Source organism: Mesorhizobium ciceri biovar biserrulae (assembly GCF_001618845.1).
Classification (GTDB): domain Bacteria; phylum Pseudomonadota; class Alphaproteobacteria; order Rhizobiales; family Rhizobiaceae; genus Mesorhizobium; species Mesorhizobium ciceri.
Genome location: NZ_CP015064.1, coordinates 5,224,194 through 5,249,027 on the forward strand (window position 1 = coordinate 5,224,194; position 24,834 = coordinate 5,249,027).

Annotated in this window: 21 protein-coding genes; 13 read left to right on the forward strand and 8 right to left on the reverse strand. The window is 64.2% G+C overall.

The annotated features are described in order from the left end of the window. Window positions 1–21: 21 nt before the first annotated feature. Complete coding sequence (locus A4R29_RS35395) at window positions 22–8,097, reverse strand: autotransporter outer membrane beta-barrel domain-containing protein (protein ID WP_276327766.1); 8,076 nt, start codon at window positions 8,095–8,097, stop codon at window positions 22–24. A 635-nt stretch (window positions 8,098–8,732) separates the two neighbouring features. On the opposite strand from A4R29_RS35395, the gene A4R29_RS24590 reads away from it, so the two are divergent. Beyond that, window positions 8,733–9,041: a hypothetical protein gene (locus tag A4R29_RS24590; protein ID WP_013529617.1), complete on the forward strand. Its 309-nt coding sequence runs from the start codon at window positions 8,733–8,735 to the stop codon at window positions 9,039–9,041. A gap of 126 nt (window positions 9,042–9,167) precedes the next feature. Further along, a complete protein-coding gene (locus tag A4R29_RS24595) occupies window positions 9,168–9,638 on the forward strand; it encodes an NUDIX hydrolase (protein WP_013529616.1) in 471 nt (156 codons plus the stop codon). Between the two features lie 4 nt (window positions 9,639–9,642). Here A4R29_RS24595 and A4R29_RS24600 read toward each other — a convergent pair whose 3' ends face one another. The 5 genes from A4R29_RS24600 to A4R29_RS24620 form a co-directional block, all read right to left on the reverse strand. Next, window positions 9,643–10,494: a citryl-CoA lyase gene (locus A4R29_RS24600; RefSeq protein WP_063168996.1), complete on the reverse strand. Its 852-nt coding sequence runs from the start codon at window positions 10,492–10,494 to the stop codon at window positions 9,643–9,645. Further along, window positions 10,491–11,675 carry a CaiB/BaiF CoA transferase family protein gene (locus A4R29_RS24605; RefSeq protein WP_024502807.1) on the reverse strand — a complete coding sequence of 395 codons (1,185 nt, stop codon included), beginning with the start codon at window positions 11,673–11,675 and terminating at the stop codon, window positions 10,491–10,493. The genes A4R29_RS24600 and A4R29_RS24605 overlap by 4 nt, the downstream gene beginning before the upstream one ends. A 15-nt stretch (window positions 11,676–11,690) precedes the next feature. Then, window positions 11,691–13,214, reverse strand: coding sequence for a tripartite tricarboxylate transporter permease (locus A4R29_RS24610; protein WP_024502808.1), 1,524 nt, complete (start codon window positions 13,212–13,214; stop codon window positions 11,691–11,693). Window positions 13,215–13,218: 4 nt separating this feature from the next. Continuing rightward, entirely contained in the window at window positions 13,219–13,755 is a 537-nt protein-coding gene (locus A4R29_RS24615) for a tripartite tricarboxylate transporter TctB family protein (protein WP_063168998.1), read from the reverse strand. Window positions 13,756–13,894: 139 nt separating this feature from the next. Next, on the reverse strand, window positions 13,895–14,869 hold the full coding sequence (locus A4R29_RS24620) for a Bug family tripartite tricarboxylate transporter substrate binding protein (protein WP_063173085.1): 975 nt from the start codon (window positions 14,867–14,869) through the stop codon (window positions 13,895–13,897). A 183-nt stretch (window positions 14,870–15,052) separates the two neighbouring features. Here A4R29_RS24620 and A4R29_RS24625 point away from each other — a divergent pair, with 183 nt between their 5' ends. After that, window positions 15,053–15,817 (forward strand): IclR family transcriptional regulator, encoded by a 765-nt coding sequence (locus A4R29_RS24625; RefSeq protein WP_013529610.1) that lies wholly within the window; start codon window positions 15,053–15,055, stop codon window positions 15,815–15,817. Between the two features lie 141 nt (window positions 15,818–15,958). On the opposite strand, the gene A4R29_RS24630 is transcribed toward A4R29_RS24625, so the two are convergent. After that, the gene (locus A4R29_RS24630) at window positions 15,959–16,492 is read right to left on the reverse strand and encodes a GNAT family N-acetyltransferase (RefSeq protein ID WP_063173086.1); all 534 of its coding nucleotides are present in this window, start codon (window positions 16,490–16,492) and stop codon (window positions 15,959–15,961) included. Between the two features lie 202 nt (window positions 16,493–16,694). Between A4R29_RS24630 and A4R29_RS24635 the strand changes: the two genes are divergently transcribed. The 4 genes from A4R29_RS24635 to A4R29_RS24650 all read left to right on the forward strand — a co-directional run bounded on the left by A4R29_RS24635 (window position 16,695) and on the right by A4R29_RS24650 (window position 20,370). Then, window positions 16,695–17,150, forward strand: a complete 456-nt coding sequence (locus A4R29_RS24635; protein WP_024502811.1) for a DUF2214 family protein — start codon at window positions 16,695–16,697, stop codon at window positions 17,148–17,150. Window positions 17,151–17,325: 175 nt separating this feature from the next. After that, window positions 17,326–18,303, forward strand: coding sequence for a tripartite tricarboxylate transporter substrate-binding protein (locus A4R29_RS24640; protein WP_063173087.1), 978 nt, complete (start codon window positions 17,326–17,328; stop codon window positions 18,301–18,303). Between the two features lie 74 nt (window positions 18,304–18,377). Further along, window positions 18,378–18,851 carry a tripartite tricarboxylate transporter TctB family protein gene (locus tag A4R29_RS24645; RefSeq protein WP_063173088.1) on the forward strand — a complete coding sequence of 158 codons (474 nt, stop codon included), beginning with the start codon at window positions 18,378–18,380 and terminating at the stop codon, window positions 18,849–18,851. Between the two features lie 10 nt (window positions 18,852–18,861). Further along, window positions 18,862–20,370, forward strand: coding sequence for a tripartite tricarboxylate transporter permease (locus tag A4R29_RS24650; protein ID WP_063173798.1), 1,509 nt, complete (start codon window positions 18,862–18,864; stop codon window positions 20,368–20,370). Window position 20,371: 1 nt separating this feature from the next. Here A4R29_RS24650 and nth read toward each other — a convergent pair whose 3' ends face one another. Continuing rightward, entirely contained in the window at window positions 20,372–21,196 is an 825-nt protein-coding gene (gene nth / locus A4R29_RS24655; RefSeq protein WP_027161337.1) for an endonuclease III, read from the reverse strand. A gap of 22 nt (window positions 21,197–21,218) precedes the next feature. Between nth and A4R29_RS24660 the strand changes: the two genes are divergently transcribed. The 6 genes from A4R29_RS24660 to A4R29_RS24685 all read left to right on the forward strand — a co-directional run bounded on the left by A4R29_RS24660 (window position 21,219) and on the right by A4R29_RS24685 (window position 24,752). Further along, entirely contained in the window at window positions 21,219–21,713 is a 495-nt protein-coding gene (locus A4R29_RS24660; RefSeq protein ID WP_013529603.1) for a DUF2244 domain-containing protein, read from the forward strand. A 124-nt stretch (window positions 21,714–21,837) separates the two neighbouring features. Next, window positions 21,838–22,713, forward strand: a complete 876-nt coding sequence (locus A4R29_RS24665; RefSeq protein WP_024502817.1) for a methylated-DNA--[protein]-cysteine S-methyltransferase — start codon at window positions 21,838–21,840, stop codon at window positions 22,711–22,713. A 220-nt stretch (window positions 22,714–22,933) separates the two neighbouring features. Further along, window positions 22,934–23,404 (forward strand): hypothetical protein, encoded by a 471-nt coding sequence (locus tag A4R29_RS24670; protein WP_027161336.1) that lies wholly within the window; start codon window positions 22,934–22,936, stop codon window positions 23,402–23,404. A 19-nt stretch (window positions 23,405–23,423) separates the two neighbouring features. After that, entirely contained in the window at window positions 23,424–23,816 is a 393-nt protein-coding gene (locus A4R29_RS24675; protein ID WP_027161335.1) for a hypothetical protein, read from the forward strand. After that, entirely contained in the window at window positions 23,783–24,295 is a 513-nt protein-coding gene (locus tag A4R29_RS24680; protein WP_027161334.1) for a hypothetical protein, read from the forward strand. The genes A4R29_RS24675 and A4R29_RS24680 overlap by 34 nt, the downstream gene beginning before the upstream one ends. Continuing rightward, window positions 24,270–24,752, forward strand: a complete 483-nt coding sequence (locus A4R29_RS24685) for a hypothetical protein (RefSeq protein ID WP_027161333.1) — start codon at window positions 24,270–24,272, stop codon at window positions 24,750–24,752. The genes A4R29_RS24680 and A4R29_RS24685 overlap by 26 nt, the downstream gene beginning before the upstream one ends. Window positions 24,753–24,834: the final 82 nt, after the last annotated feature.

Genomic DNA, 24,834 nt, shown 5'->3' on the forward strand with positions numbered 1-24,834 from the left:
CCCGGCTCCGCCTCGGGCCAGCTAGAAGCTGACCTTGAGAGACGCGCTGATCGCGTTCTGTTTAACCGTTTCGCCGAAGGCGCCATTATATCTGACGGACATGCCGACGCCATTGACGCCATTCAGTTCAAGGCCGGCGCCGACCCGATAGAGCGGCGAATCGACGGCCTCCGTCAAGTGCAATGCGGGGTTGCCAGGCAGATTCTCCGCCGCCGCGAAGCGACCTTCGATTTCCCACTCCTTGTTGGAAAACTCCGCCCCGGCCTTGCCGTAGACGCGAAGGCTGGCAATGTCGCTGAGCGCGATGTCGGTGCCGATCTCGATTGCAGGGGTTGCAGAATAGTAGGTGTTGGCCGAGCCATCGAAGTTGAAGGCGGCGACCGAACCCTCCTCCGTGCCTGAGACACGCAGCCAGCGCGCGTCGAACTGCACTGTCGGCTGCAGATAGAACGCGCCCATCTCCCGGGTGAAACCCAACCGCGCCGAGCCGCCGAACATCGCGGTCTTCTGTGTGTAGGTGACGCTGCTGCCGATGCCAGGCAGCATTACCTCGTCGAGATAATCACCCGCCAACGTTTCGCCCGGAATGTAGAATGCCGGGTCGATATGGGTGTCGCGTTCGCCCTTGAACGAGCCCGTGCCGCCACCGAGTGCAAAGTCCACGAAGTAATTCTTGTTGGTATATTTGGCCAGCGCGTAGGCCTGCCAGGCCTCACCGGTGGTCTCCGACAGCAGGTCTCCATCAAAGCCGATCTTGGAATCGAACTCTGTGCGGCCGATGGTGGCGCCAAGCGACCAGTTCTGGCCAATCTCGCCAATGCCGCCAAGCGACATCGTCTTCAGGACGTCGTCGCGGCTTGTAGTGCCAGCACCCGCGTCGCGGCCGTACTCGGCCTGCGGGCTGATCGTTGCCCAGACGCAGCGGCCGTCGGGATTCTTGTAGGCAGGCACGCCAGTACACTCACGCGCCGCTTCCAGCATCATGTCGGCTTCGCGGTTGATCATGTCGAACGTATGCACGGCATAATGCGGTGTGAGCCGGGTCAATGCTGCACCCAGTTCCTCTTCATTGGGCAGGAAGCGCAGCATGTTGATCAGCCTGGCCATCGGGTTGTCCGGGGTCGATGCTGCCTCGACATCGTCAAGGTACTGCGCCATCTGGAACACGCCGGGATCGGTGGTGCCGGACCCCGGATCCTGCGCCAGTTCCAGGAATGTCGGGTTGTCGGCGTAAAGAACGAGATCGGTGCCGCCATCCACCCGGAACTGGAAGTTGAAGCCCACTGCCGGATGCAAGGTCTTCGCTGCTATGCCGGAGTCGGTCATCCCCGAGCCATTGGCGACCACATATTCCGTGAACAGCTTATCGATCGACAGGAAATTCAGCGGCGCTTCGCCGTTGAAGTCACCGGCCGCCGTTAGTGCCAGGGCATCCGTGATCTGGTTGTTGAGATCCACATCGGTGACGAAATCGCCGAAGAGGTTTTGTTTGAAGCTGCCGCCGACATCCACCTTCGCCACCACGCCGATGCCCTGGTTGGTATAGAGCCCGTCATTGGTGAACAGCCCGCCGCCGAGATCTATGGTTTTCAGTCCGACCATCGAGGCATCGGCAAAATTGTGGAAGCTGTTGTTGCCGCCGCCGAGATCGATGTTGCCGATGACGCGTCCCAGCGTGTCGCCCAGCGGCGAATTGTCGACATGGTCATCACCCGACGTGCCGGTAATGGCCAGCGGACTGAAATCATCGAGCAGCGATTCCAGGATCGCATTGGTCGGCACGACGGGACCGGGCGCCAACAGGAAGGTCTGGAATGCCTGGATATCCGCTGTCTGGATCTCGAACGTCGGCGTCGCTCCCATTGCGTAGAGCAGGCTGTGGTTGGTCAGCGCGTTGTTGGCGCCGCCGACGAGCATGGCGGCAACGCCGGTTCCGGCGCCGCCAATCGTGTAATGACCGTTGAGATTGATGGTGATGTTGCCTTTCGCGCCGTTGGCTGTGCTTTCGCCGTAGGCGGCCACGGAACCAGCACCCTGCGCGAACAGGCTGTCGCCCGCGGTCAGCGTAACCGCGTGCGCGTCGCCGATGCCGGTCGCGCTCTGTCCGAACATGGCATACGAGCTCGCACCCTTGACCCAGACCTGGCTCATGGCCGTCGCCGTCGCCGCCGCGGCATCGCCGATGCCACCGCCGGAACCGGCAGCGCCGGTGGAGAGCGTGCCGGCCAGGCCGCCGCCGCCGCCCACCGCCTGGGCCACGATGCCGTGCGCCCGCTCGCCATCGGTGACGATCTCGCCGTCCTGCTGGATGGTCACCGTGCCGCCATTGCCCTTGGCGCCCGCAAATGTGTTGAAGCCGATGGTGTTGTTGTCGATGCCGCTGCCGCCATCCGCCGTGGCGCCGAAGCGCCCGAAGCCGGCGCCGCCGATGCCGCCGCCGCCGCCGACCGACTGCGCGATGATGGCGACCGCATCGACACCATGCGTGGTGATGGTGCCGGTGCGGATCACGGTCACGTCGCCGCCATCGCCGCCATTGCCGCCAAGGCCGCCGATGCCGAGCGCGTTCGAGGTTTTACCTTTTGCGTCGCCGCCGACACCGCCGCCGCCGCCCACCGACTGCGCCACGACGCCATGCGCGCGGGCGCCGAAGGTTTCGATCGATCCGGAAACCTCAACCCTCACATCTCCGCCATCGCCGCCGTTGCCGCCCTTGCCGCCCAGGCTGAGAGCAAAGGAATCGGACCCGGCGAAGTCGGACGAAACCGTCCCGCCATATCCTCCACCGCCGCCGATGGACTGGGCGAAGATGCCGTATGACCCATCCTTGTGTGTGATGATCTCGCCATCGTTGGTGACGGTGACCTTGCCACCATCGGCCTCGTTGTCGGGGTCGTTGGGGTCGCCGACCACCGGGATCGGAATCCCGTTGGGTATGCTGGCACCGCCACCGATTGTCATGTCTGCTTCCGATGCGCCGGTCGCGGCACCCGAGGCACCACCGCCACCGCCGATCGACTGCGCAAAAATGCCGTGCGAGATATAGCCCAGTGTTTCAATCTTGCCGAAGTTGTTGACCTCGACCTCACCGCCGATGCTGCCACTGCCGCCTTGGCCGCCAATATACATGGTAACCGCCGTCTCGGCCTTACCGGTCTCCGTCGAGCCAGCGCCACCCGCACCACCGCCGCCGCCCACCGACTGTGCGAAGATGCCGTGCGAGTTGTCGTCCTGCGTCAGGATCGAACCGCTCTGGAAGTTCTGGACGTGAACCTTGTCGCTGATACCGCCAGCGCCGCCGGCGCCGCCGAGGCTCAGCGTGATGGCGATCTTCGAGTCGGTGGATGACGTGCCGGACGCGCCGCCGACGCCACCGGAGCCGCCGATCGACTGCGCCAGGATGCCGTGGGAATTGGCCTTGTCGGTCTGGATTATGCCGCTGTTTTCGACATTGACCTTGCCGCCGTTGCCGCCGACCTCACCCGAGCCGCCAAGCGACAGGTTTACCGCGACTTCACCGCCATCGCTCTTGCCCTTGCTTTCGCCGGCACCACCTGCGCCGCCGCCGCCACCGACCGACTGCGCGAAGATGCCTATCGAGCGCTCCTGCTTGGTCCATATCGTTGCGCCGGCCATATTGACGACATCGACCTGGTTGCCATTGCCGCCCTTGCCACCCGCACCGCCAAGCGAGCCGCCGATCGCGTAAGTGCCAAGCACGCCAGAGCTGGACGAGCCGCCGACACCGCCGCCGCCACCGATCGAATTGGCGCTGATGCCATAGGAATCGGCGCCGTCCGTGACGATCAGATTGCGGTTGGTCACCAAAACCGTGCCGCCATTGCCGGCGCCGCCGGCACCGAGCGCGATCGCCGCGCCGATACCGACCGAAGTCTCGCCAGCATCGCCTGGGCCGACGATATCCTCTTTGGTCGAAGCCGAGCCGCCGCCGCCGCCACCGCCGCCGATGGACATGGCGAGGATGCCGACCGAGTTGAACCCGCTTGTGCGGATCTCGCCCGAATTATCGACTGCGACACCGACCTTGCCATCGAAACAAGTGGCATTGCCACCTGCGTCCGCGGCACAGGCGGCATCGTTGCCTTCGCCGCCATTGCCGCCGATGCTGACATTTGCGGTAACGCTCGTGCCGGCGGTGCCGCCGACGTGGAAGGCCTGCGTGTTTGTCGCACCGCCCATGCCGCCACCGCCGCCGATCGATTGGGCAACAATGCCGGACGAATAGTCCCCGTCGGTGGTCAAATTGGCGGAATTCGTAACATCCACGGCACCGGACTTGTTGCCTGTGCCACCCGCCCCGCCAACACCAACGTTGACGGCGACGTTGACGCCGTTTTCTGTACCGAGATCGGCCGTCGCGCCATTGGTTGCTCCGCCATTGCCGCCGCCGCCGCCGATCGACTGGGCAACGATCGCGGCGCTCATGTCCCCACCCGTCTTGATCGTCATGGCGTTGTGAACGGCGACATCGCCGCTGATGTTGCCCTTGCCGCCGCCGCCACCGATGGTGACTGTCGCATTGATGCTGGCGTTGACCCCGAAGCCGCCTGCAGCTCCCCAGGAATCGCCGCCATTGCCGCCGCTGCCGGCCACCGATTGCGCGAGGATGCCGATCGCGTTGGCGCCTTTGGTAACGATGCTGCCGCCGCCATTCATGCCGCTGTCGACGATGACGAGGTCGCTCTTGCCACCGTCGCCACCCCAGCCGCCAACAGTGACACCGAGTGAAACGCTGACCCCCGTGCTGGCTGCACCCGAAATCGTGGCAGCGCGGCCGCCATTGCCGCCGCCGCCGCCGATGGACTGGGCAACGATGCCGCCGGAACCGGCTGCGTCGGTGTCGGCAATCAGGTTGCCATCAGCCCGAACCGTTACCTTTCCACCGTTGCCTCCGTTGCCGCCCTCGCCACCCACGGCAACCCCGACCGAGGCGGACACGTAGAGACCGGCGCTGACCGCGCCTGAATAAGCCGAACCGCCGTTGCCGCCACTGCCACCGACCGATTGCGCAAGGATGGCCTTCGAGCCCATGCCGCCGACATGAATGTCACCTTTGTGGGTGACCGTGACCTGGTTGCTGAGATTGCCATCGCCGCCACCGCCGCCGATCGCCACGGAAGCGGCGCCGAACAGACCGACGGCAAACGTTCCGACAGATCCGCCATTGCCGCCACCGCCGCCGACCGACTGGGCGAGAATGCCGTGTGAGAGGGAGCCCACGGTCGTGATGTTGGTGGTGTTCTTGACCTCTACCTCGCCGGCCGCGCCGCCGGCCCCGCCTTTGCCACCGATGCCGACCGCGGCAAAGGCGCCGGCCGCCATCGCAAACCCGCCGTCGCCGCCCGAGCCGCCGACCGACTGCGCGAAGATGCCGATCGACATATCCTTGTCCGTGCTGATCAGGCCTGTGTTTTCGACATAGACCTTCTTGCTCCCGCCGCCCGACGCGCCATCGCCGCCAAGCGAGAAGGACGGCCCGCCAACCGAGACGGCAAATCCGCCTGAGCCGCCACCGCCGCCGATCGACTGCGCCAGGATGCCATGAGACTGGACACCTTCGGTGTGTACCGCCGCGCCATTGGTGACATCGACGGTCCAGCCCGTGCCGCCGCCACCTCCCTTGCCACCGATTGTGACGTTGGCGCCGAGGCCGGCGGAAGCCGTGCCGCCGCCATTGCCGCCGCCACCGCCGATCGACTGGGCGATGATACCCGTGGAGCGGTCACCAAGCGTGTGAATCAGCCCTGAATTGATGCCGACCGTCACTGCCTTGGCGTCGCTGGCAGTGCCGGCCTTGCCGCCGATGCTGACAGCAGCCACAAGACCCGCGCCGTTCAACGAGAAGCCGCCATTGCCACCGCCGCCGCCGACCGACTGCACGATGACGCCGGCCGAGTCCGACTGATGGGTCGTGACGTCAAGTGTTGTCGTCGAGAAGAACTTTGCCGTCCCGGCTTCGCCGCCCCCCGCGCCCGAACCACCGATGCCCACGCTTGCGTTGACGCTCAGGCCGAACTGGCCGCCGCCATTTCCACCACCGCCACCGATCGACTGCACGATGATACCGGCCGACCTTTCGCGGAAAGTCTCGACCGAACCATTATAGGTGGCTTCCGTCGCCACGCCCTTGCCGGCCGCGCCGCCTCTTCCCCCCATGCCGAAGCCGGCAATCGCCGACAGTGTGCCGGAAAAGCCGCCATTGCCGCCGCCGCCGCCGACCGACTGCACGATCAGGCCGGCCGAATCCGCGCCGTCCGTGGTGATCGATTGCATCGCGCCATCAGCCGTGCGCAGCGTGACGGCATCGGCATCGCCGCCGCCTGCGCCACTGCCGCCGACACCCACACTGGCGCCGAAGCTGGCAGCGCCGGAAAAGCCGCCATTGCCGCCGCCGCCGCCGATCGATTGGGCAACGATGCCGGTCGACCGATCCCCGGAGGTGTTGACGGTGCCGCCGACGGTCGCGTCGACCACGCCGCCTTTACCCGCCTTGCCGCCACTGCCGCCGACGCCCACTGCTGCGACGGTCGAGCCGGAAAGTGCAAACCCGCCATTGCCGCCGCCGCCGCCCACCGACTGCATAAGCACGCCGATGGAATCGTCCCCGAGCGTGGTGACCTTGGCGTTCGCAACGTTGTAATTCACCTTGTCGCCGTCACCCGCCGCATCGCCTGATCCGCCTACCGACACACCCACCAGGCCGCCAATGGCAATGGCGCCGCCGCCATTGCCGCCGCCGCCGCCGACCGACTGTGCGATGATGCCGCTAGCGGAACGGCCGTTCGTCTCGACGGTCACACCGTTGCCGGCCTGATTGACGTTGACCACGCCACCCTTGCCGCCAGTGCCGCCGCCACCGCCGATGGCGACCGAAATTGCAGGCGCTACGCCGATGGCGTAGCCGCCATTGCCGCCGCCACCGCCGACCGACTGGATCAGAATGCCATGCGCGCCGTCGCCGCCGTTTCCATCGACGCCGGTCTTGATGACGCCGCCAATATTGCCGGTCGCCGTATCGCCCTGGCCGCCACCGCTTGCCTTGCCACCGATCGACACGAGACCGATGGCGCCGCCGCCATCGCCGCCGCCGCCGCCCACCGACTCGACCAGCATGCCGATGGCGCCCAGGCCACTGGTGGTGATGTTGCCGGTGTTGGTCCCCGTGGCTGCCCGGCCGTCATTGCCATCCGTACCCGCGCCGCCACCGCCGAACAGACCTAGACCGCCACCGCCGTCGCCGCCGCCACCGCCGACCGACTGCACGACCATGCCGCTGGCAAAATCTCCCCGAGTTGTGATGGTCCCGGAATTTATCCCCTCGGCATTGCCGCCGATTGTCGGCACGCCCCCATTGCCGCCGTTACCCACGATACCGAAACCACTTGCACCATCACCGGCAACGCCGCCCGCCGACCGCACAAGCATACCCTTCGAGAAAGCCCCGTCCGTGGAAATGGAGCCGGCATTATCGCCTTTCGCGTCACCGCCGAAACCGCCATTGCCGCCATTGCCACCCTTGCCGGCACCGATCGCAGCGCCCAAGCCGCCATTGCCGCCGCGCCCTCCGCTGGAATTGACGGTGATGCCGTTCGAATTGACCCCGTGCGTGATGATATTGCTTTCGATCGTAGTGGTCACGGTCGCCGTGCCGCCATCGCCACCCCGCCCGCCGACGCCGCCCTTACCGCCTACCGCGATGGCGAATGCCCATGCGCCGTTACCACCATCCCCACCGCTGGCGTCGCCCGATATGCCGGGAGCATTGTCCCCCGATGTTTCGAGGGCGCCAGATGCGTTGTTTGTTATATCGACGGTTCCGCCTTTGGCGCCATCGCCGCCTTTACCACCCTTGATCTCCACAAAAGGCGGGACGGCTGTTGCATGGACAGCCGAGCCGCCATCGCCGCCGCGCCCACCCCGGGCGCTGCCAACGAAAGCGGCCTCCCCGGAGGTCGTGCGGCCGACACTATTCGTTCCCGTAGCCGGCGCCACCGGCGAATGGCCATCTCCGGCGTCAGCAGTACCGATTCCGTCATCACCATTGTCGCCCGGTGCACCATCCGTATTGATGGACAATTGCTGCGCATGGGCCGGAGATTGAGCGTAAGGAAAGACCAGCCCCACCAGTGCCGTAGCGCAAAGCAATCGAGCTATCCGTTTGGGCAGAGTGGCGAGACATTGATTCGGCCGGCCGGGCAAACCCTTCTGAGTCGCCGCGGCATCACGAAGAACTTCCTCAGAACATGCCTTGGCTGAACCGTCGTCGGCCGATGCGCACGACAATACGGCAACGCGCTCTGTGAACAAAGCCATGCACTTACCCCCCATTTTACGGGGGCGCGCCTCAATGCCTGCTTGAGTCCGACGCCACCGCTATGCTCTGCTCATGCAATTGCAATAAGGATGCCGGCACTGTGCAATAAGGTTCAATGCATTAAAACAGGGCATCCGTATTCCCACTTGCGGAGCTCTGACTCAATTAGAATACATTAACTTATGCCGGATGAAACCAAAAATTTACGTGGGGAATACTGACCAAAGCCACCGACGTTTCATAGTCATCATATGATGACTATCTGCCGTTTCGCGGCCGAAATCGCAGAACAAAGCGATTGGACCGCCCGATTTCGTGATACTCGACCCGCTGGCCATGGCATCGACGCGCAAACGCCCTATATCAAAGGACAGAGTTTTTGCGCGGGAATGAACGGATGTCGGCACTTCGGCCATCAACGATCTTCACAGTGGCAATGCTGGCCACGGCAGTGCTGGCGGGCGTTTGCCTGCCGGCTTCCGCGCAAGCGCTCAATCCCGCTACCGGCAACAATGCGCTGATCCGGCAGAACGACCTGCAAATCCTGCAAAACAGGATACAGCGGCAGCAATATCAACAGCAACAGCAGCAGAATCGCGCCCAGGACCGCCAGATCTTTCAGCAACCGCCACCGGTCGTGCAGCAGCTCAAGCCAAGCTGCCAGACACAGATAATCGGCACCACCGCCGTGAGCAATTGCCGCTGACATCAAGGCCTTTTTCGTTTATTTAGCCGACTTATGTATTTCGAGTGTCGTTGGCACATGCGAAAGTTTTGGTTTTGCAACGACGCCTTGTCGCGCTATGCGGCATTGCATCGACTGGATTGACGAATGGCAGCCACCAAGAAAAAGGCCGTACGCAAGGCAAAGAAGGGCGAGAGAATCCGCCAGGTGGCGGCTATTCCCTTCCGGCTGACCGCGCGTGGCGATATCGAGGTGATGCTGGTCACGTCGCGTACCACCAGGCGCTTCATCGTCCCCAAGGGCTGGCCGATGAAGGGCAAGAGCGGACGCAAGGCGGCCACCATCGAGGCGCAGGAGGAAGCCGGCGTGCTCGGCAAGACGCTGAAGCAGCCGGCGGGCACCTATTCCTACTGGAAGCGGCTGGCCAATCGCTTTGTCCGCGTCGACGTCATCGTCTACCTGCTCGAGGTGAGCGAGGAACTGGCCGACTGGCAGGAAGCCAAACGACGCCAGCGGGCCTGGCTGGCGCCAGCCGATGCGGCCATGCTCATCGACGAGCCGGATCTTTCAACGTTGGTGAAGACGCTGAAGATCCCTGTGCAGGTGGACCAGGCGTAGAGCCTCACTCGCCAGGGTCATCGCTTTCGGGAAACGGCCGCACCGGCGTGCCGGTATAGGCCCACAGCCACTCGCGCGGCAGCGGCCCCTTGTTTCGCTCGGCCTGCTGCGACTGCTCCCAGGCATGCGCCAGGATGCCGACCGAGCGCGACAGCACGAAAAGCCCTCGCGTCAGCGGCGGCGGAAAACCGAGTTCGCCATAGATGACGGCGGTGGCGCCATCGATGTTAAGCGGTATTTTTTTCCCTTTGCGGCGTTCGACGTCCGCCTCGACCGCTTCGGCGATATCGGCGAAACGCCCATTGACGGCACCGCGTGCGGCAAATTCGCGGGTCAGTTCCAGCAAGCGCGGCGCGCGCGGGTCGACGGGATGGAAGCGATGTCCGAGCCCCGGCACATAGCCCTTCTCCTCGGCGAAGAACCGGTCGAGCCGCGCCGAGACCGCCTCATTCAGCGTCATCCCGGCATCAATCGCCACGGCAATGTCACCATAGAAGGAAAGCGCCTGCTCGCCGGCGCCTCCATGCACGTCGCCGAGAACGTTGATGGCCGAGGCCATGGCGCTGTTGATACCGACGCCGCAGGTTGCAGCCATGCGCGCGATGGCAATCGATGGCGCCTGCGGTCCATGGTCGACGGCGGCAGCCAAGGCAATGCCGAGCAATTCTGCCTGATCCTCGCTGGGCAGTTCGCCGCGCAGCATCAGCCAGATGACAGCCGGAAAGCTGACGCGGCCGATCAGATCCTGGATCTCGTAGCCGCGCAGCCGGATGACACCAGGCCGCATCTCGATGATGTCGGTCTGCCACCATTCCTCGCCGCGCTCACGGCCCGTCTTCTTCTCCGTGCCGCTCATGCGCGTGCCTTTGTCCTGGTGCGGGGCGGCAGGTCGGCGAACACCTCGCTCATATGTTCGCCGAGCGCCGGCGGCGGCTTTGTCGGCAAGGGCGCCTCGCCATCGACCATGAAGCCGCCGCGCAAAACGGTCAGCGGCTTGTCCATGCCAGCCACATCGTCGAAATGCGCGGTCACCTGGCGCTCGAGGACTTGGGGCTCGGCCAGCACTTGCGGGATCGTCAGCACTCTGCCGGCAGGCACGCCGGCGCGATTGAGCGTCTCTTCCCAGGCCGCCGCCGAGGCGCCCGCCAGGGCGTCCTCGATCTCGACTTTAAGCGCCGCACGGTTGCGCTTGCGCGTCTCGCGCTCTGCATAGCGGACATCGGAAGCCAATTCCGGCCGGCCGATCAGCCGGCACAGCGCCACGAACTGCTCCTGCTTGTTGGCAGCGATGTTGATGAGCCCGTCGCCGGTGCGAAACGCACCGGAGGGTGCCGCCGTCATGTTCTCGTTGCCCATCGGCATGGGGTCGATACCTGCGGTCAGATAGTTGGAAACCGGCCAGCCAAGTGCGGAAAGTGTGCATTCGAGCATCGAAACGTCGAGAAAGGCACCCTCGCCGCTCGTCTTCTGCCGCACCAGCGCCGAGGCGATGGCGAACGCGCCGACCAGTCCGCCAAGCGTATCGGCGACGGGATAGCCGACCCGCAGCGGCGCCGTTTCCGGTGTGCCGGTGATGCTCATGATCCCAGACAGGCCCTGGATGATCTGGTCATAGGCAGGATTATCGCGCATTGGCCCGGTCTGGCCGAAACCCGATATCGCGCAGTAGACGAGGCCCGGACGGACCGTCTTCAGTGCCTCGTAGCCAAGCCCCAGCCGATCCATCACGCCGGGGCGGAAATTCTCCACCAGTGCGTCGGCGCTGGCCACCAGATCGAAAAAGCGCTCGCGATCGGCTTGCTTCTTGAGGTCGAGCACAACCGACCGTTTGCCGGCGTTCTGAGCCAGGAACGAGGCGCCCATGCCGGCGCTGTTCAGCTTTGGCGAGCCGCCGAGCTGGCGGGCGAGGTCGCCGCCTTGCGGCGCCTCGACCTTGATCACGTCGGCGCCCAGCAGCGCCAGCTGATAGGCACAGTAGGGACCGGCCAGGACATTGGTCAGGTCGAGGACGCGAATACCGGAAAGCAGTTCTGTCATGGCATCATGGATCGATCAGGCATCGCCGGGCACATGCTCCGGTCCGCGCCGACGACGATGCTCGATGAAGGCCCAGATATGCGGGCCGGCGAGACCGATGAAGGCGAGCGTCAGCAGTGTCAGCGACAGTTTGTGGGTGTAGAACACGGACCAGTCGCCATTCGAGATGGTCATCGCCCGGCGGAACTGGGTTTCGGCGAGCGGCCCAAGGATCATGCCGATGATGACAGGCGCGGTCGGAAAATCGAACCGCCGCATCAGGAAACCGGCGGCCCCCAGCAGATAGAGGATGACGAGGTCGATGGGCGATTGCGAAATGCCATAGGTGCCGACCGTGGCGAACACCAGGATGCCGGCATAGAGCTGCGGCGCCGGGATTTTCAGCAGCCGCACCCACAGCCCGATCAGCGGCAGGTTGAGGATGACCAGGATGACGTTGGCGATGAACAGGCTGGCGATCAGCCCCCAGACGAGGTCGCCCTGGGTCGTCAAAAGCAGTGGTCCGGGATTGATGCCGTAGCTCTGGAACGCCGACAGCATGATCGCCGCCGTCGCCGAGGTCGGCAGGCCAAGCGTCAGCATCGGCACCAGCACGCCGGCTGCGGACGCATTGTTGGCGGCCTCGGGGCCGGCAACGCCTTCGATGGCGCCGACCGTGCCGAACTCCTGCTTGTGCTTCGACAGCTTCTTTTCGATGGCATAGGACAGGAACGTCGGGATTTCGGCGCCGCCGGCCGGCATGGCGCCGATCGGGAAGCCGATCGCGGCGCCGCGTAGCCAGGGTTTCCACGAACGCCCCCACTCGGCCGCCGTCATGTAGAGCGAGCCCTTCAGCGGCACGATCTCGTCCTTGCCGGCATAGCGGCGCGAGGCCATGTACAGCGTCTCGCCGACCGCAAACAGGCCAACGGCGGCGATGATGACGTCGACGCCGTCGAGCAGTTCGGTCATGCCGAAGGTGAAGCGCGGCTGGCCGGTCTGCAGGTCGACGCCGATCATGCCGATGACGAAGCCTGCGAACAGGCTGGTCAGGCCGCGAACGGAAGACGAGCCGAGCACCGCCGAGACGGTGATGAAGGCCAGCACCATCAGCGAGAAATATTCGGCCGGGCCGAAGGCCAGCGCGAATTTGACCACCACCGGCGCCAGGAAAGCGACGCCCATCGTGCCGATCGTGCCGGCGACGAACGAGCCGATCGCCGAAGTGGCGAGTGCCGCACCGCCGCGGCCGGAACGCGCCATCCTGTTGCCTTCCAGCGCGGTGACGATGGTGGCGCTTTCGCCGGGCGTGTTGAGCAGGATCGACGTCGTCGAGCCGCCGTACATGGCGCCGTAATAGATGCCGGCAAACAGGATGAAGGATGCCTCCGGCGCCACCTGATAGGTGATCGGCAAAAGCAGCGCGATGGTCAGCGCCGGCCCAAGACCGGGCAGCACACCGATGGCGGTGCCAAGCGTGGTGCCGAGCAGGCACCACAGAAGGTTGACCGGGGTGAAGGCGACCGAGAAGCCGTGTGAGAGATGTCCGAGCGTTTCCATGGCGTCAGCCCCTCAACATGGTGATGAACGCATCGATGACCGTGTTCAGCTGGTTCTCGATGAAACCGGCACCGATGTTGACGCCGAGCGCCCTGGCGAAGCCGAAATAGGCGGCCAGCGCCAGGATAAGGCCGAGCACGACGTCCCGCAGCGTACGCTTGCTGCCGAAGCCGTAGCAGACGAGCACGAACATGATGACGGATGCCGCCGTGAAGCCGAGCGGTTGGATGAGCAGCAGATTGGCGATCAGGCCGATGACGACGAAGCCCATTGCCTTCCAGTCGGTCGGCGTCTCCTTTTCCTCCTCCGGCTGCCACCCGCCGCGAAGCGCGGCAAGGATGAGCAACAGCGAAAGAACCACCAGGCCAACCATGGTGAGGTAGGGAAAGACGGTCGGGCCGACCTTGGAGTAGAGCGGCGACACCGGGATCGCCAGCGTCTGCCAAGCGACGGCGCCGGCGCAGGCCAGGAGCCCGATGCCTATCAACAATTCCGGCACGGCAAGCCGCGACGGCGCCGCCTGCTGGTCGCTGGTGCTCATGATTGTCCTCCCCAGGAGAGCTGGCCAAGTATGGTTGGCGGAAATGCCCGGCGCCGCATGCTTGCTCCCCACCGCAGGGTCATGCCGGCTTGCATTTCATGCGAGAAGGGGCGACCTGCGCCGCCCCTATGACGATGGATCAGGCGAGCCCGAGATCCTTCAGGATCGCCTCGATGCGGGCTGAATCCTCGGTGACGAACTTCGCATAGTCGTCGCCGGTGAGCAGGATCGGCGTCCAGTTGCGGTTCTTGCATTCGGTCGCCCACGCGTCGCTCTTGGCCATGGTCCCGATCAAGGTGATCATCGCTGCCTTGTCGGCGTCGGAAATGCCCGGCGGTGCGAAGACGCCCCGCCAGTTGAACAGTTCGACATCGATGCCGGCCTCCTTCAGCGTCGGCGCATCGATGCCGTCCTGGCGCTTGTCTGCCGAGATGGCGAGCAGCCGCAGCGCGCCCGCCTTGACCTGCTCGGAGAACTCGCCAAAGCCGGAGATGCCGGCCGCGACCTGGTTGCCGAGCAGCGCCGACAACGCCTCACCGCCGCCGGCGAACGGCACGTAGGACAGGTTAGTCGCCGGCACGCCGACGGTCTTGGCAATCAGGCCGAACAGGATGTGATCGGAACCGCCTGCGGAGCCGCCGGCGACAGGAACCTTTGTCGGATCGGCCTTGAGCGCGGCGACGAAATCAGCGGCCGTCTTGAACGGCGACTCCGCCGGCACGACCAAGGCCTCGAACTCGCCGGTAAGGCGGGCGATCGGGGTGACCTGCGTCAGATTGTTGGCGGCCTTGTTGGCAATGATGGCGCCAACCATGACCATGCCGGCAACCATCAGGGAATTGCCTTTGCCGTTCCACTGGCTGATGAATTGCGGCAGCCCGACAGTCCCGCCGGCGCCGCCGACATTGGTGATCTGCGAACCCGAGATGAGCTTTTCACTGCGCAGCACCTGGTCGATCGTGCGCGCCGTCTGGTCCCAGCCGCCACCCGGTGCGGCAGGCACGAAGAGCTGTATCTGGGGCGCGCCTTCGGCCAAAGCGGGAGAAAGATGCGACGTCATCAGCCCGGCACCCACGGCTGCGGTGCTCATCAAAAATCTGCGTCTGTCCAGCATGGGATTCCTCCAAATCACGACACCTCCTCCGGTGCCCGCCAAAACGCGCCTGCATCCAGACCCGTCATCGATTTCAAGCAGATGTTACGGAGTTCTGTCAACGGAAACGATATTCTGCTGGACAGAACGATTTGGCGGCGCGACACAGTCGCGTCACTCGGCTTTCTTCAAACTGGAACCGCCATGGACTCGCCAAGCAAATCGGCAGATGCGGAAATCGACCGCGCCGAAGGTGTTGCAGCACTCGATCGGGCGATTGCCATCCTCGATGCCTTCAGCACGGAGGACCGGTCGCTCAGCCTGGCCGAAATCGCGGCGCGCACCGGCCTCTACAAGAGCACCATCCTGCGGCTTGCGAATTCCCTTTTGCGCGGGCGATTGCTCGAGCGCCTCGACAATGGGCGCTACCGCGTCGGACCCGCGACGTTTCGGCTCGGTGCGCTCTACCAGCGTTCGGTCGTGGCGGTCGACATCCTGCTGCCGATCATGCGCGATCTTTCCGAGCGAAGCTGGGAAAGCGTTGCCTTCTACGTTCGCTCGGGCGATGTCCGCACCTGTCTTTACCGCGTCGAATCCAAGCACCCGATCCGCTACACGATACGCGAAGGCGACGTATTGCCTTTGCTGCTCGGCTCGGGCGGCCGCGTGCTCGCAGCGTTTTCGGGCCAGCAGGGCGAACCCTACGAGACCATCCGCAAGACCTGCAACTGTCTCGCCGTCGGCGACCGCGACCCCGAGACCGGGGGCGTGTCGGCGCCGGTATTCGGGCCAGGGGGCGTCCTGCTCGGCGCCTTGACCCTGGCTGGACCAAGCACGCGCGTCGACGCGGCCTTTCTGCAGCGCATGAAGCGTCCGCTGCTCGAGGCAGCGGCCCGCGCCACCCGCGCCTTCGGCGAGGACGCCTCAATGCTCGAGCAGGCAAGCCTGGCAGCGGACGCCCTGCCGTAGAATGCGGCCTGATTGGAAGGCTCGCCCAGTTCAACTTGACCAGAACCACACGGCGGTTCTTGGCGCGGCCCGCCTCGTCATCATTGCTGGCGACAGGTGCCATCATGCCGGCGCCCGCAGCGGTCAGCCGCGCCGCTCAGGTCACCGCGCCAGCAGGATGGTCGGAGCGTCGTGATAGGTGGTCTTTACCACTTCCCGGTAACCGCACTTGGCAGCCACCCTCAGCGAAGCGCCATTTTCCGGATCGATGATACAGACGGTCTTCTCGCGCCCGAAAATCACTTCGCCCCATGCCAGGACGCGGCCAACCACCTCGGTGGCGAAGCCCGCCCCGTGCACGGCCGGAACCAGCGCCCACCCGGCCTCGGGAATGCCTTCGATCGATGGTTCCATGTCGCGCTTCAGATCGTGAAACCCGGCCTCGCCGATGAAGCGCCCGGTCGCCTTCTCCTCGATCGCCCAGAAGCCATAGCCAAGCAACGACCACAGGCCGGCGTGACGCAGGAAGCGCATCCAGCTTTCTTCGCGCGTGCGCGGCTTGCCGCCGATGAAGCGGGTGACGAGGGGATCGGTCCACATCGCGGCATAGGTGTCGAAATCATCCAGGCGGTGTGCCCGCAGGATGGTTCGCTTCGTTTCGATGACAGGAGCACTGGTCGCTTGCGGATTGTTCATGGGATCTGCCTCGCACGAATCGCCAGCGCTTAGCAAATCGCCGGTGCTGCGCAAGGGGCCAGGGCAACACGGCCCATCATCCAGGCGCCGCTATGGGAATTTTGCGCGACGATGTTATTTTTCACCGCAGGCTGATTCAACACCCGCCAGCGCGACCTTTTTTCAGGCGCGCATTGGTGGCGTCAAACCCAGGGAAAAGAGCATGGATACCACCGATCTTGTGCTTGCGATCTTCCATCATCTGCTGGTGTTTTCGCTGGCGGGGATCATCGGCGCCGAATTCGTCCTGATCCGCGGCGACCTGGGTGCTGCGACGCTCAAGAGGCTCGCCGGCATCGACCGCCATTACGGCGTCATCGCCGCGCTGATCATCGTCGTCGGCATCGGCCGTGTCTTCTATGGCCTCAAGGGCTGGGAATTCTACGTCTACAACTGGGTGTTCTGGGCCAAGATAGCGGCGTTCGGCGCTGTCGGCCTGCTGTCGATCATCCCGACCGTCCGCTTCATATCCTGGAACAGGCAGGCGAGCGGCAATGCCTCGTTCCAGGTGCCGGCGACCGAACTTGCGTCCGTGAAGACCTATATCCGCGCCGAAGCTTTCATCTTCCTGCTCATCCCGGTCTTCGCCGCGGCGATGGCGCGCGGCTACGGCTACTAGGGTGGCGATCACCCTCCGACATTATCCACGCATCGAGTGCGGATGTTTGCGGATATCGGCAGTTTGCCGCCCAGTTGCTATTTGCTAGCTTGCCCTAGTTGTTGCTTCATGCGCAGCCGGTGTTGAGAGGAGTTCCGCGCGGCCTTGGAGATTCATATCCCGGGAGGAGATCACGATGAGAAGATTTGTCGCCGCTCTGGCTGCTGCCGCGGCCGTCACGCTTTATGGGTTCGCGGCCAGCGCGCAGACCTATCCTGAACGAACCATCACCGTTGTGGTACCGTTTGCCGCCGGCGGTCCGACCGACACGGTCACGCGCCTCGTCGCCGAAGCGATGTCGAAGGATCTCGGCCAGCAGGTCATCGTCGAGAATGTCGGCGGCGCCGGCGGCACGCTGGGTGCCGGCCGCGTCGCCAACGCCGAGCCTGACGGCTATACGCTGCTGCTCCATCATATCGGCATGGCGACAAGTGCGACGCTGTACAGAAAGCTCGCCTACGACACGCTGAACGCCTTCGAATATGTCGGCCTCGTCACCGAGGTGCCGATGACCATCGTCGGCCGCAAGGACCTGGAGCCGACCGATCTCAAGGGGTTGGTGGAGTACGCCAAGGCCAACAAGGATTCCATAACCGTCGCCAATGCCGGCATCGGTGCGGCCTCGCATCTGTGCGGCATGCTGTTCATGAGCGCCATCAAGACGCCGCTGGTCACCGTGCCCTACAAGGGCACCGGCCCGGCCATGACCGATCTCCTCGGCGGTCAGGTCGACATCATGTGCGACCAGACGACCAACACCACCAAGCAGATCCAGGGCGGCACCATAAAGGCCTATGCCGTCACCTCGCCGGAGCGCCTCGATGTGCTGAAAGACGTGCCGACGACGGTGGAAGGCGGCCTTCCCGAAGTGCAGGTCGGCATCTGGCACGGTCTCTATGCACCCAAGGACACACCGGCCGGGATCACCGAACGCCTGTCGAAATCGCTTCAGGTCGCGCTGAAGGACCAGAACGTCGCGGCCCGCTTCGCCGAACTCGGCACCAAGCCATCGCCCGAGGCCGATGCGACGCCCGCCGCACTGAAGGCCAAGCTGGAAAGTGAGATCGCGCGCTGGAAGCCGATCATCGAAGCCGCCGGCCAGTACGCCGACTGAGGTTTGAACAGGGGCGCCACCGGCGCCCCTGTTCGCTCGGCATCCGCTACCCACTCGGGCTTGGGAGAACCATCATGAAACCTTTCGCGATCGACAGGGTCAACGGCCTGTGCGCCGCCCTGTTCATCGGTTTCGGCGCATGGTTCGCGCTGCAATCGCTCGGCCTCGAAATCGGCACCGCGTTGCGCATGGGGCCAGGCTATTTTCCGCTGGTCCTGGCGATCGTGCTGATCCTGCTCGGCGCCGTCATTCTCGTCCAGGCTGTACGCGTCGAGGGCGAAGCGATCGGGCATATTGCGTGGCGCGGCATGCTGCTCATCCTGCCTGCTCCGATCTTCTTCGGCCTGACGGTGCGCGGCCTCGGATTCGTCCCGTCGATCTTCCTGACGGCGCTGATCGCGTCGTTTGCCAGCCGCCGCATGAAGCCGTTGACCGCCCTCGTGCTGTCGGCCGGCCTGACATTGTTTGCATTCCTTGTCTTCAGCTACGCGCTCGGCCTGCCGTTCCGCCGCTTCGGCCCGTGGCTGGCCCCGTGGTCGGTATCGTAAGGCGATGAGCATGGATCTGCTCGACAACCTTGCGCTCGGCTTTTCGATGGCGACGTCGCTGACCAACCTCGGTTTCTGCCTGATCGGCGTCCTTCTCGGCACGCTGATCGGCGTCCTGCCCGGCATCGGCGCCACCGCGACCATCGCCATGCTTTTGCCCATCACCTTCCAGATCGGCGACCCGGTTTCCTCCCTCATCATGCTCGCCGGCATCTATTACGGTGCGCAATATGGCGGCTCGACCACCGCCATTCTCATCAACATGCCCGGCGAGTCCTCGTCCGCCGTCACCGCGATCGACGGCTACCAGATGGCCAGGAACGGCCGCGCCGGGGCGGCCCTCGCGATCGCGGCCATCGGCTCGTTCTTTGCCGGCACCGTGTCGACGTTCCTCGTCGCCATCTTTGCCCCGCCGCTGACGGCGATAGCGCTGAAATTCGGCGCGGCCGAGTATTTTTCGCTGATGATCGTCGGCTTGGTTTCGTCCGTCGCGCTCGCCCACGGCTCGATCGTCAAGGCGCTGGCCATGGTCGTGCTCGGCCTGCTGCTCGGCATTGTCGGCACCGACATTTACACCGGCACGCCGCGCTTCACGCTTGGAATCCGGGAATATGCCGACGGATTGAATTTCGTTGCGGTGGCGGTCGGCGTCTTTGGCATCGCCGAGATCCTGCGCAACCTCGAAAACGAGGATGAGCGCTCCGTGATGATCCGCAAGGTCACCGGCCTTATGCCGACCCGCGAGGACTTTCGGCGCATGGCAGCGCCCATCGTGCGCGGAACGATCATCGGTTCGGCGCTCGGCATCCTGCCGGGAGGCGGCGCGATCCTGGCAGCCTTTGCCTCCTACACGGTCGAAAAACGCGTCTCGAAAAACCCGAAGGAGTTCGGCAAGGGCGCCATCGAAGGCGTCGCCGGACCGGAATCGGCCAACAATGCCGGTGCGCAGACTTCCTTCATCCCGATGCTGACGCTGGGCATTCCGGCCAACCCGGTCATGGCTCTGATGATCGGCGCCATGATCATCCAGGGCATCGTGCCCGGCCCCAATGTCGCAACCGAACAGCCGGCGCTGTTCTGGGGCATCATCGCCTCGATGTGGATCGGCAATCTGATGCTGATCATCCTCAACCTGCCGCTGATCGGGCTTTGGGTGAAGCTGCTGACGATCCCCTATTACGTGCTTTTCCCGATCATCATGGCGTTCTGCTCGATCGGCGTCTACAGCGTCAACAGCAACGTCTATGATCTCTACGCCGTCGCCTTCTTCGGCTTCCTCGGCTACCTCCTGACCAAGCTGCGCTGCGAACCGGCACCGCTGCTGCTCGGCTTCGTGCTCGGCCCGCTGCTCGAGGAAAACCTGCGCCGCGCCATGATCCTCTCGCGCGGCGACCCGAGCACCTTCGTGACCAGACCGATCAGCGCCGGCCTGCTGCTCATAGCGCTCGCCGTGCTCGCCGTCGTCTTCCTGCCGGCGGTCAAGAAAAAGCGCGAAGAGGTGTTTGTGGAGGAGAGTTGAACTACGCCGCCGTTCCGCCTCGGTCCTGAACCTCTTCGACCGGGTCGAGCGGTGCGATCGGCACCAGCGGTGCCGGCACATCGGTCGTCTTGACCTCGGCCTTGCAGATGTCGGCGATGACGCAGGCCGGGCAATCCGGCTTGCGCGCCTTGCAGACGTAGCGGCCATGCAGGATCAGCCAGTGATGTGCATGGCGCATATATTCGTCCGGAATGATCTTCAACAATCCTTGCTCGACCTGTTCCGGCGTCTTGCCGGGCGCCAATCCGAGCCGGTTGCCTATGCGAAGAATGTGCGTGTCGACCGCCATCGTGTGCTGGCCGAAGGCCATGTTGAGCACGACATTGGCGGTCTTGCGCCCCACCCCGGGCAGCTTGACCAATTCATCACGATTATCGGGTACCTCGCCGCCATGGTCGCGGATCAGCGCCTGCGACAGCGCAATCACATTCTTCGCCTTGTTGCGCCACAGCCCGATGGTGCGGATATATTCGCCGACCCTTGCTTCCCCCAGCGCCAGCATCTTGTGCGGCGTATCGGCGGCCCTGAACAGCGCCCGCGTCGCCTTGTTGACGCCGGCATCCGTCGCTTGCGCCGACAGCACCACCGCGACCAGCAGCGTGAAGGCGTTGACATGTTCGAGTTCGCCTTTCGGCTCGGGCCGCTGGACGGAAAAGCGCCGGAATATCTCGTTAACTTCGGCCGGGCTGTAGCGTGACGCGCGTCGCACCGGCCTCGGGCGCGGCTTTGCGTTCGAACCATCGCGTCGTGCGGGCAACGGCTCTTTTTTGGACAGGGAAGAATCTTTGGACTTGGGGCTTGCCATTTCCCTCCTATAATATCCCCTCATGAGCGACACAAACGCCTCGTTTCAGGCCGACGAGCCATTCTTTCAGGCGCTACTGACCCCGCACCGGTCTCTGGGCCGGACAGGCTTCTTCGTCCTGATGGGCGCGCTGCTGTTCGGCTGGCTGGTGACAGGCGCGTTTTTCCTGTCGCGCGGCGCCTGGCCGGTGTTCGGCTTCTTCGGCCTCGACGTGGCCGCCGTCTACATCGCCTTTCGCATCAACTATCGTGCCGCTCGCGCACGCGAAGAAGTCTCGGTTTCGCGCACCAGCCTCGACATCCGCAAGACAGCCCCCTCCGGGAAATCGGAAGCGCATCGCTTCAATCCGTTCTGGGCGCGGTTTTCGGTGGCCCGTCACGCCGAGATCGGCATCACAGGCATGACGGTGCAAGGTGAAGGCCAGAACGTGCCGATCGGATCGTTCCTGGACCCCGATTCCCGCGAGAGTTTTGCCACCGCCTTTTCGCGCGCGCTGGCGACCGCCAAGACACGCTGAGGCAGCCGCGAGCGATTCCTGGACTCGAATCCGGTGCCTATCTGGGTATGCGCCGCAAGAAGGCAAGTTTCGGGTGGCGATCGACGCCCCGAGGGGCGATATTCCGGCTCAAGGAGACAGTTCCATGAGCACACACACCGCAGTCCTCAAAAAGGACATCACGCCTGAGGGCAGCGATTATGAGATCGTGCGCCGTGCCATCGAGAAGATCAGTCTCGACTATCGTGATCAGCCTTCCCTCGAAGAGCTGGCCGAGGAGGTCGGCGAGACGCCGACCGGCCTGCAAAAACTCTTCACCCGCTGGGCCGGCCTGTCGCCCAAGGCCTTCCTGCAGGCGGTGACACTGGACCATGCGCGCAGGCTGCTCGATTCCGGCATGCCGCTGCTCGAGACCTCATTCGAACTGGGCATGTCCGGCCCCGGCCGGCTGCATGACCTGTTCGTCACGCACGAGGCGATGTCGCCGGGCGACTACAAGACACGCGGCGCCGGGCTCACCATCCGCTACGGCTTCCATTCCTCGCCGTTCGGTACCGCCCTGATCATGGCCACCGAGCGCGGGCTCGCCGGCCTCGCCTTCAGCGACCCCGGCGAGGAACGCGCCGCCTTCGCCGACATGTCCAGCCGCTGGCCGAACGCCATCTATGTCGAGGACATGACTGCCACCGGCCCCTATGCCGCCCGTATCTTCGACCCGACGCTGTGGCGCCCCGACCAGCCGCTGCATGTCGTCATGATCGGCACCGACTTCCAGGTTCGCGTCTGGGAGGCGCTGCTCAAGATCCCGATGGGCAAGGCCCGCACCTATTCCTCGATTGCGGCCAGCATCGGCGCACCGTCCGCCAGCCGTGCGGTCGGTGCGGCCAACGGCGCCAATCCGCTCTCTTTCGTGGTGCCTTGTCACCGCGCCATCGGCAAATCAGGCGACCTCACCGGTTATCATTGGGGCCTGACCCGCAAGCGCGCCATTCTGGGTTGGGAAGCCGGGCAGGTATCGTAATATCGATTTTTCTCGATATTGCGAAGAAAAACATGGTTATATCGGCGCTATCAAGTATAAGCGCTATTTACGCTGTGGTTCCGCTTTTGCAACCGAGGGCAACCTCCGGTTCCTGTAGTTGTTATTTTGAGGCGTTATTTTAGGTAACTCTAAATTAACCACGATAAAGTGATGATGCTCTCATATTAATCCGGACGATCCGGCTTGATAGGAGGTCTCGATGACATTGTTTCGCGCCGCCTGCGGCGCAGCTCTGCTGGTTGCCAGCGTCGACGAGGCCGCGTTGGCCACGACGCAGAATGTCATCTTCAACGGCACGATCGCGCCCACCTGCACGCTGGTCGTTGCCACCAACGGTACGATGACGGCCAGTCCCGATCTCCAGTCCCTGAGCTCCCACAACAGCGGCGGCTCGGCTGGAACCGTGACGCTGACGACGACCGGAGGTGTGTCGCTGAGCGTCGACCCGGTCACCACCATGACGGTGCCATCCGCCGACAGCACGTCGACGACCTGGACACCCACCTACTCCGCCGCCGGCGCGCATTCCATCGTCGAGACCGGCTCGACAACCAGCATCACCACCCCCGGCGCAGATCTCGTCTCGGTTCACCTTGCCGGAACCAAGGGCGGCAGCAATCGCTTCGCCAACGGCAATTATCAGGCAACGGTAACGCTGCGCTGCGAATGACGCGAGCGAAGGAGGGGTCGTGAAACATGCTCGAATCCTGGCGACGGCGTTGGCCGTCGGATTGGCGCCCGTTGCCGCCAAGGCTCAGTCGATGTCGCCGATGCGTGGCGAGATCAACAGCTTCACCGACGTCTTTGCGGTTCGCGTCTTCCCCGCCAATCCCTACGACCGCAACATCCGGGTCGAAATTCACGTCTACGATCAGGATTTCCAGCCGGTAGATGCCAGGGTCTCTCCAAATGTCTTCCAACTGGCCTCCCAGGCCTCCCGTTCTGTCCTTGTGGTTGTGCCTTTCGGCGGCGCTGCCGAGCGTAAAGTGCGTATCTGTACCGAAAGCATCCCCTTTCCCAATCAACAGACGCAGATAAGGGCACAGATATGCGGAAAGTTTTTTGGGCGCCGCAAGTCCTGACACTGGCGCTCGCGGCTGTTTGGGCGGGTGCCTCGCCGGCCGGGGCCGAGGACGTCTACAACCTCAACCAGAACGAAAGCGGCTTCAACCTGCCCGGCGTCACCTTGCCCCAGGGCCAGGACGAGGTCCATGCCGCGGATGGCACCACTTGCCGTTCCGCCGTCTCCGGCTCCGGCGCCTATGTCGATCTCGGCGTCATCAGAGGCAACAGCCAGTCCGACAATGATGTCGCCACTTACGGCCGCGTGGTGATCCCCATCGGGCGTACGCCCAAGCGCGTCGATTGCAGCCGTCTCTACGAGCTTGAGGTCGAGCGCCTTCAGCTGGAGCTGAAGCTCCTCAAAATGGGCCTCGGCACCGACGGCCAGACGGCGAGTATTGCCGCCACCGCTCCCGCGACCGCATCACCGGGGTGGGCCAACGAAGGCTGGAGCATCAGAACCGGAAATGGCGATGGCAAGAAAAAGAAGAAGCAGTAGCCGCGCGCTGTTTGCGATGGCGGCACTTGCCGGTTCCTGCCTTCCGATGCAGGCGGCGATCATCGGCACCTGCACCATCATGGTCGGGGCGTCCGGAACGATGAAGGCCAGTCCCGCCATCAGCATACTGGGCTCCAAACAGGCAGGCGGATCGAGCGCCAGCGCCACCGTGGTGGCAAGCTCCCTGTTATGCTCAATACTCAACCTGCTTGACTGCTATTCGGTTTCGGCGCCGGCGCCTGCCGCATTCTCGTCCGCGCCGAGCGGCGGTGGCACCAACGTGACGTTCGCTTCGGTCTTCCGCCTCGATGGCTCGGGGGCCGATGTCAACGGAAGTGTGCCGCAGAGGGTTGCCAACGGCACCCACGCGATGCAGGTCGACCTCACCGCCACCAAGTCGAGCGGTATCTTTCCCGCCGGCAACTATCAGGGCACGGTCACCGTGCGCTGCGAATAAGGCCGCGACAACTCAAATCGGGCTGGACCATGCGCGTGGTCTGGCAAGCCGCGGCCTTACAGGTTAGCTTCCACGCAATCGG

Coding starts and splice junctions, on each gene's coding strand:
- A4R29_RS24590 (WP_013529617.1), top strand. CDS start 8,733: ATGTCGGCACTTCGGCCATCAACGATCTTCACAGTGGCAATGCTGGCC.
- A4R29_RS24595 (WP_013529616.1), top strand. CDS start 9,168: ATGGCAGCCACCAAGAAAAAGGCCGTACGCAAGGCAAAGAAGGGCGAG.
- A4R29_RS24600 (WP_063168996.1), bottom strand. CDS start 10,494: ATGAGCGGCACGGAGAAGAAGACGGGCCGTGAGCGCGGCGAGGAATGG.
- A4R29_RS24605 (WP_024502807.1), bottom strand. CDS start 11,675: ATGACAGAACTGCTTTCCGGTATTCGCGTCCTCGACCTGACCAATGTC.
- A4R29_RS24610 (WP_024502808.1), bottom strand. CDS start 13,214: ATGGAAACGCTCGGACATCTCTCACACGGCTTCTCGGTCGCCTTCACC.
- A4R29_RS24615 (WP_063168998.1), bottom strand. CDS start 13,755: ATGAGCACCAGCGACCAGCAGGCGGCGCCGTCGCGGCTTGCCGTGCCG.
- A4R29_RS24620 (WP_063173085.1), bottom strand. CDS start 14,869: ATGCTGGACAGACGCAGATTTTTGATGAGCACCGCAGCCGTGGGTGCC.
- A4R29_RS24625 (WP_013529610.1), top strand. CDS start 15,053: ATGGACTCGCCAAGCAAATCGGCAGATGCGGAAATCGACCGCGCCGAA.
- A4R29_RS24630 (WP_063173086.1), bottom strand. CDS start 16,492: ATGAACAATCCGCAAGCGACCAGTGCTCCTGTCATCGAAACGAAGCGA.
- A4R29_RS24635 (WP_024502811.1), top strand. CDS start 16,695: ATGGATACCACCGATCTTGTGCTTGCGATCTTCCATCATCTGCTGGTG.
- A4R29_RS24640 (WP_063173087.1), top strand. CDS start 17,326: ATGAGAAGATTTGTCGCCGCTCTGGCTGCTGCCGCGGCCGTCACGCTT.
- A4R29_RS24645 (WP_063173088.1), top strand. CDS start 18,378: ATGAAACCTTTCGCGATCGACAGGGTCAACGGCCTGTGCGCCGCCCTG.
- A4R29_RS24650 (WP_063173798.1), top strand. CDS start 18,862: ATGGATCTGCTCGACAACCTTGCGCTCGGCTTTTCGATGGCGACGTCG.
- nth (WP_027161337.1), bottom strand. CDS start 21,196: ATGGCAAGCCCCAAGTCCAAAGATTCTTCCCTGTCCAAAAAAGAGCCG.
- A4R29_RS24660 (WP_013529603.1), top strand. CDS start 21,219: ATGAGCGACACAAACGCCTCGTTTCAGGCCGACGAGCCATTCTTTCAG.
- A4R29_RS24665 (WP_024502817.1), top strand. CDS start 21,838: ATGAGCACACACACCGCAGTCCTCAAAAAGGACATCACGCCTGAGGGC.
- A4R29_RS24670 (WP_027161336.1), top strand. CDS start 22,934: ATGACATTGTTTCGCGCCGCCTGCGGCGCAGCTCTGCTGGTTGCCAGC.
- A4R29_RS24680 (WP_027161334.1), top strand. CDS start 23,783: ATGCGGAAAGTTTTTTGGGCGCCGCAAGTCCTGACACTGGCGCTCGCG.
- A4R29_RS24685 (WP_027161333.1), top strand. CDS start 24,270: ATGGCAAGAAAAAGAAGAAGCAGTAGCCGCGCGCTGTTTGCGATGGCG.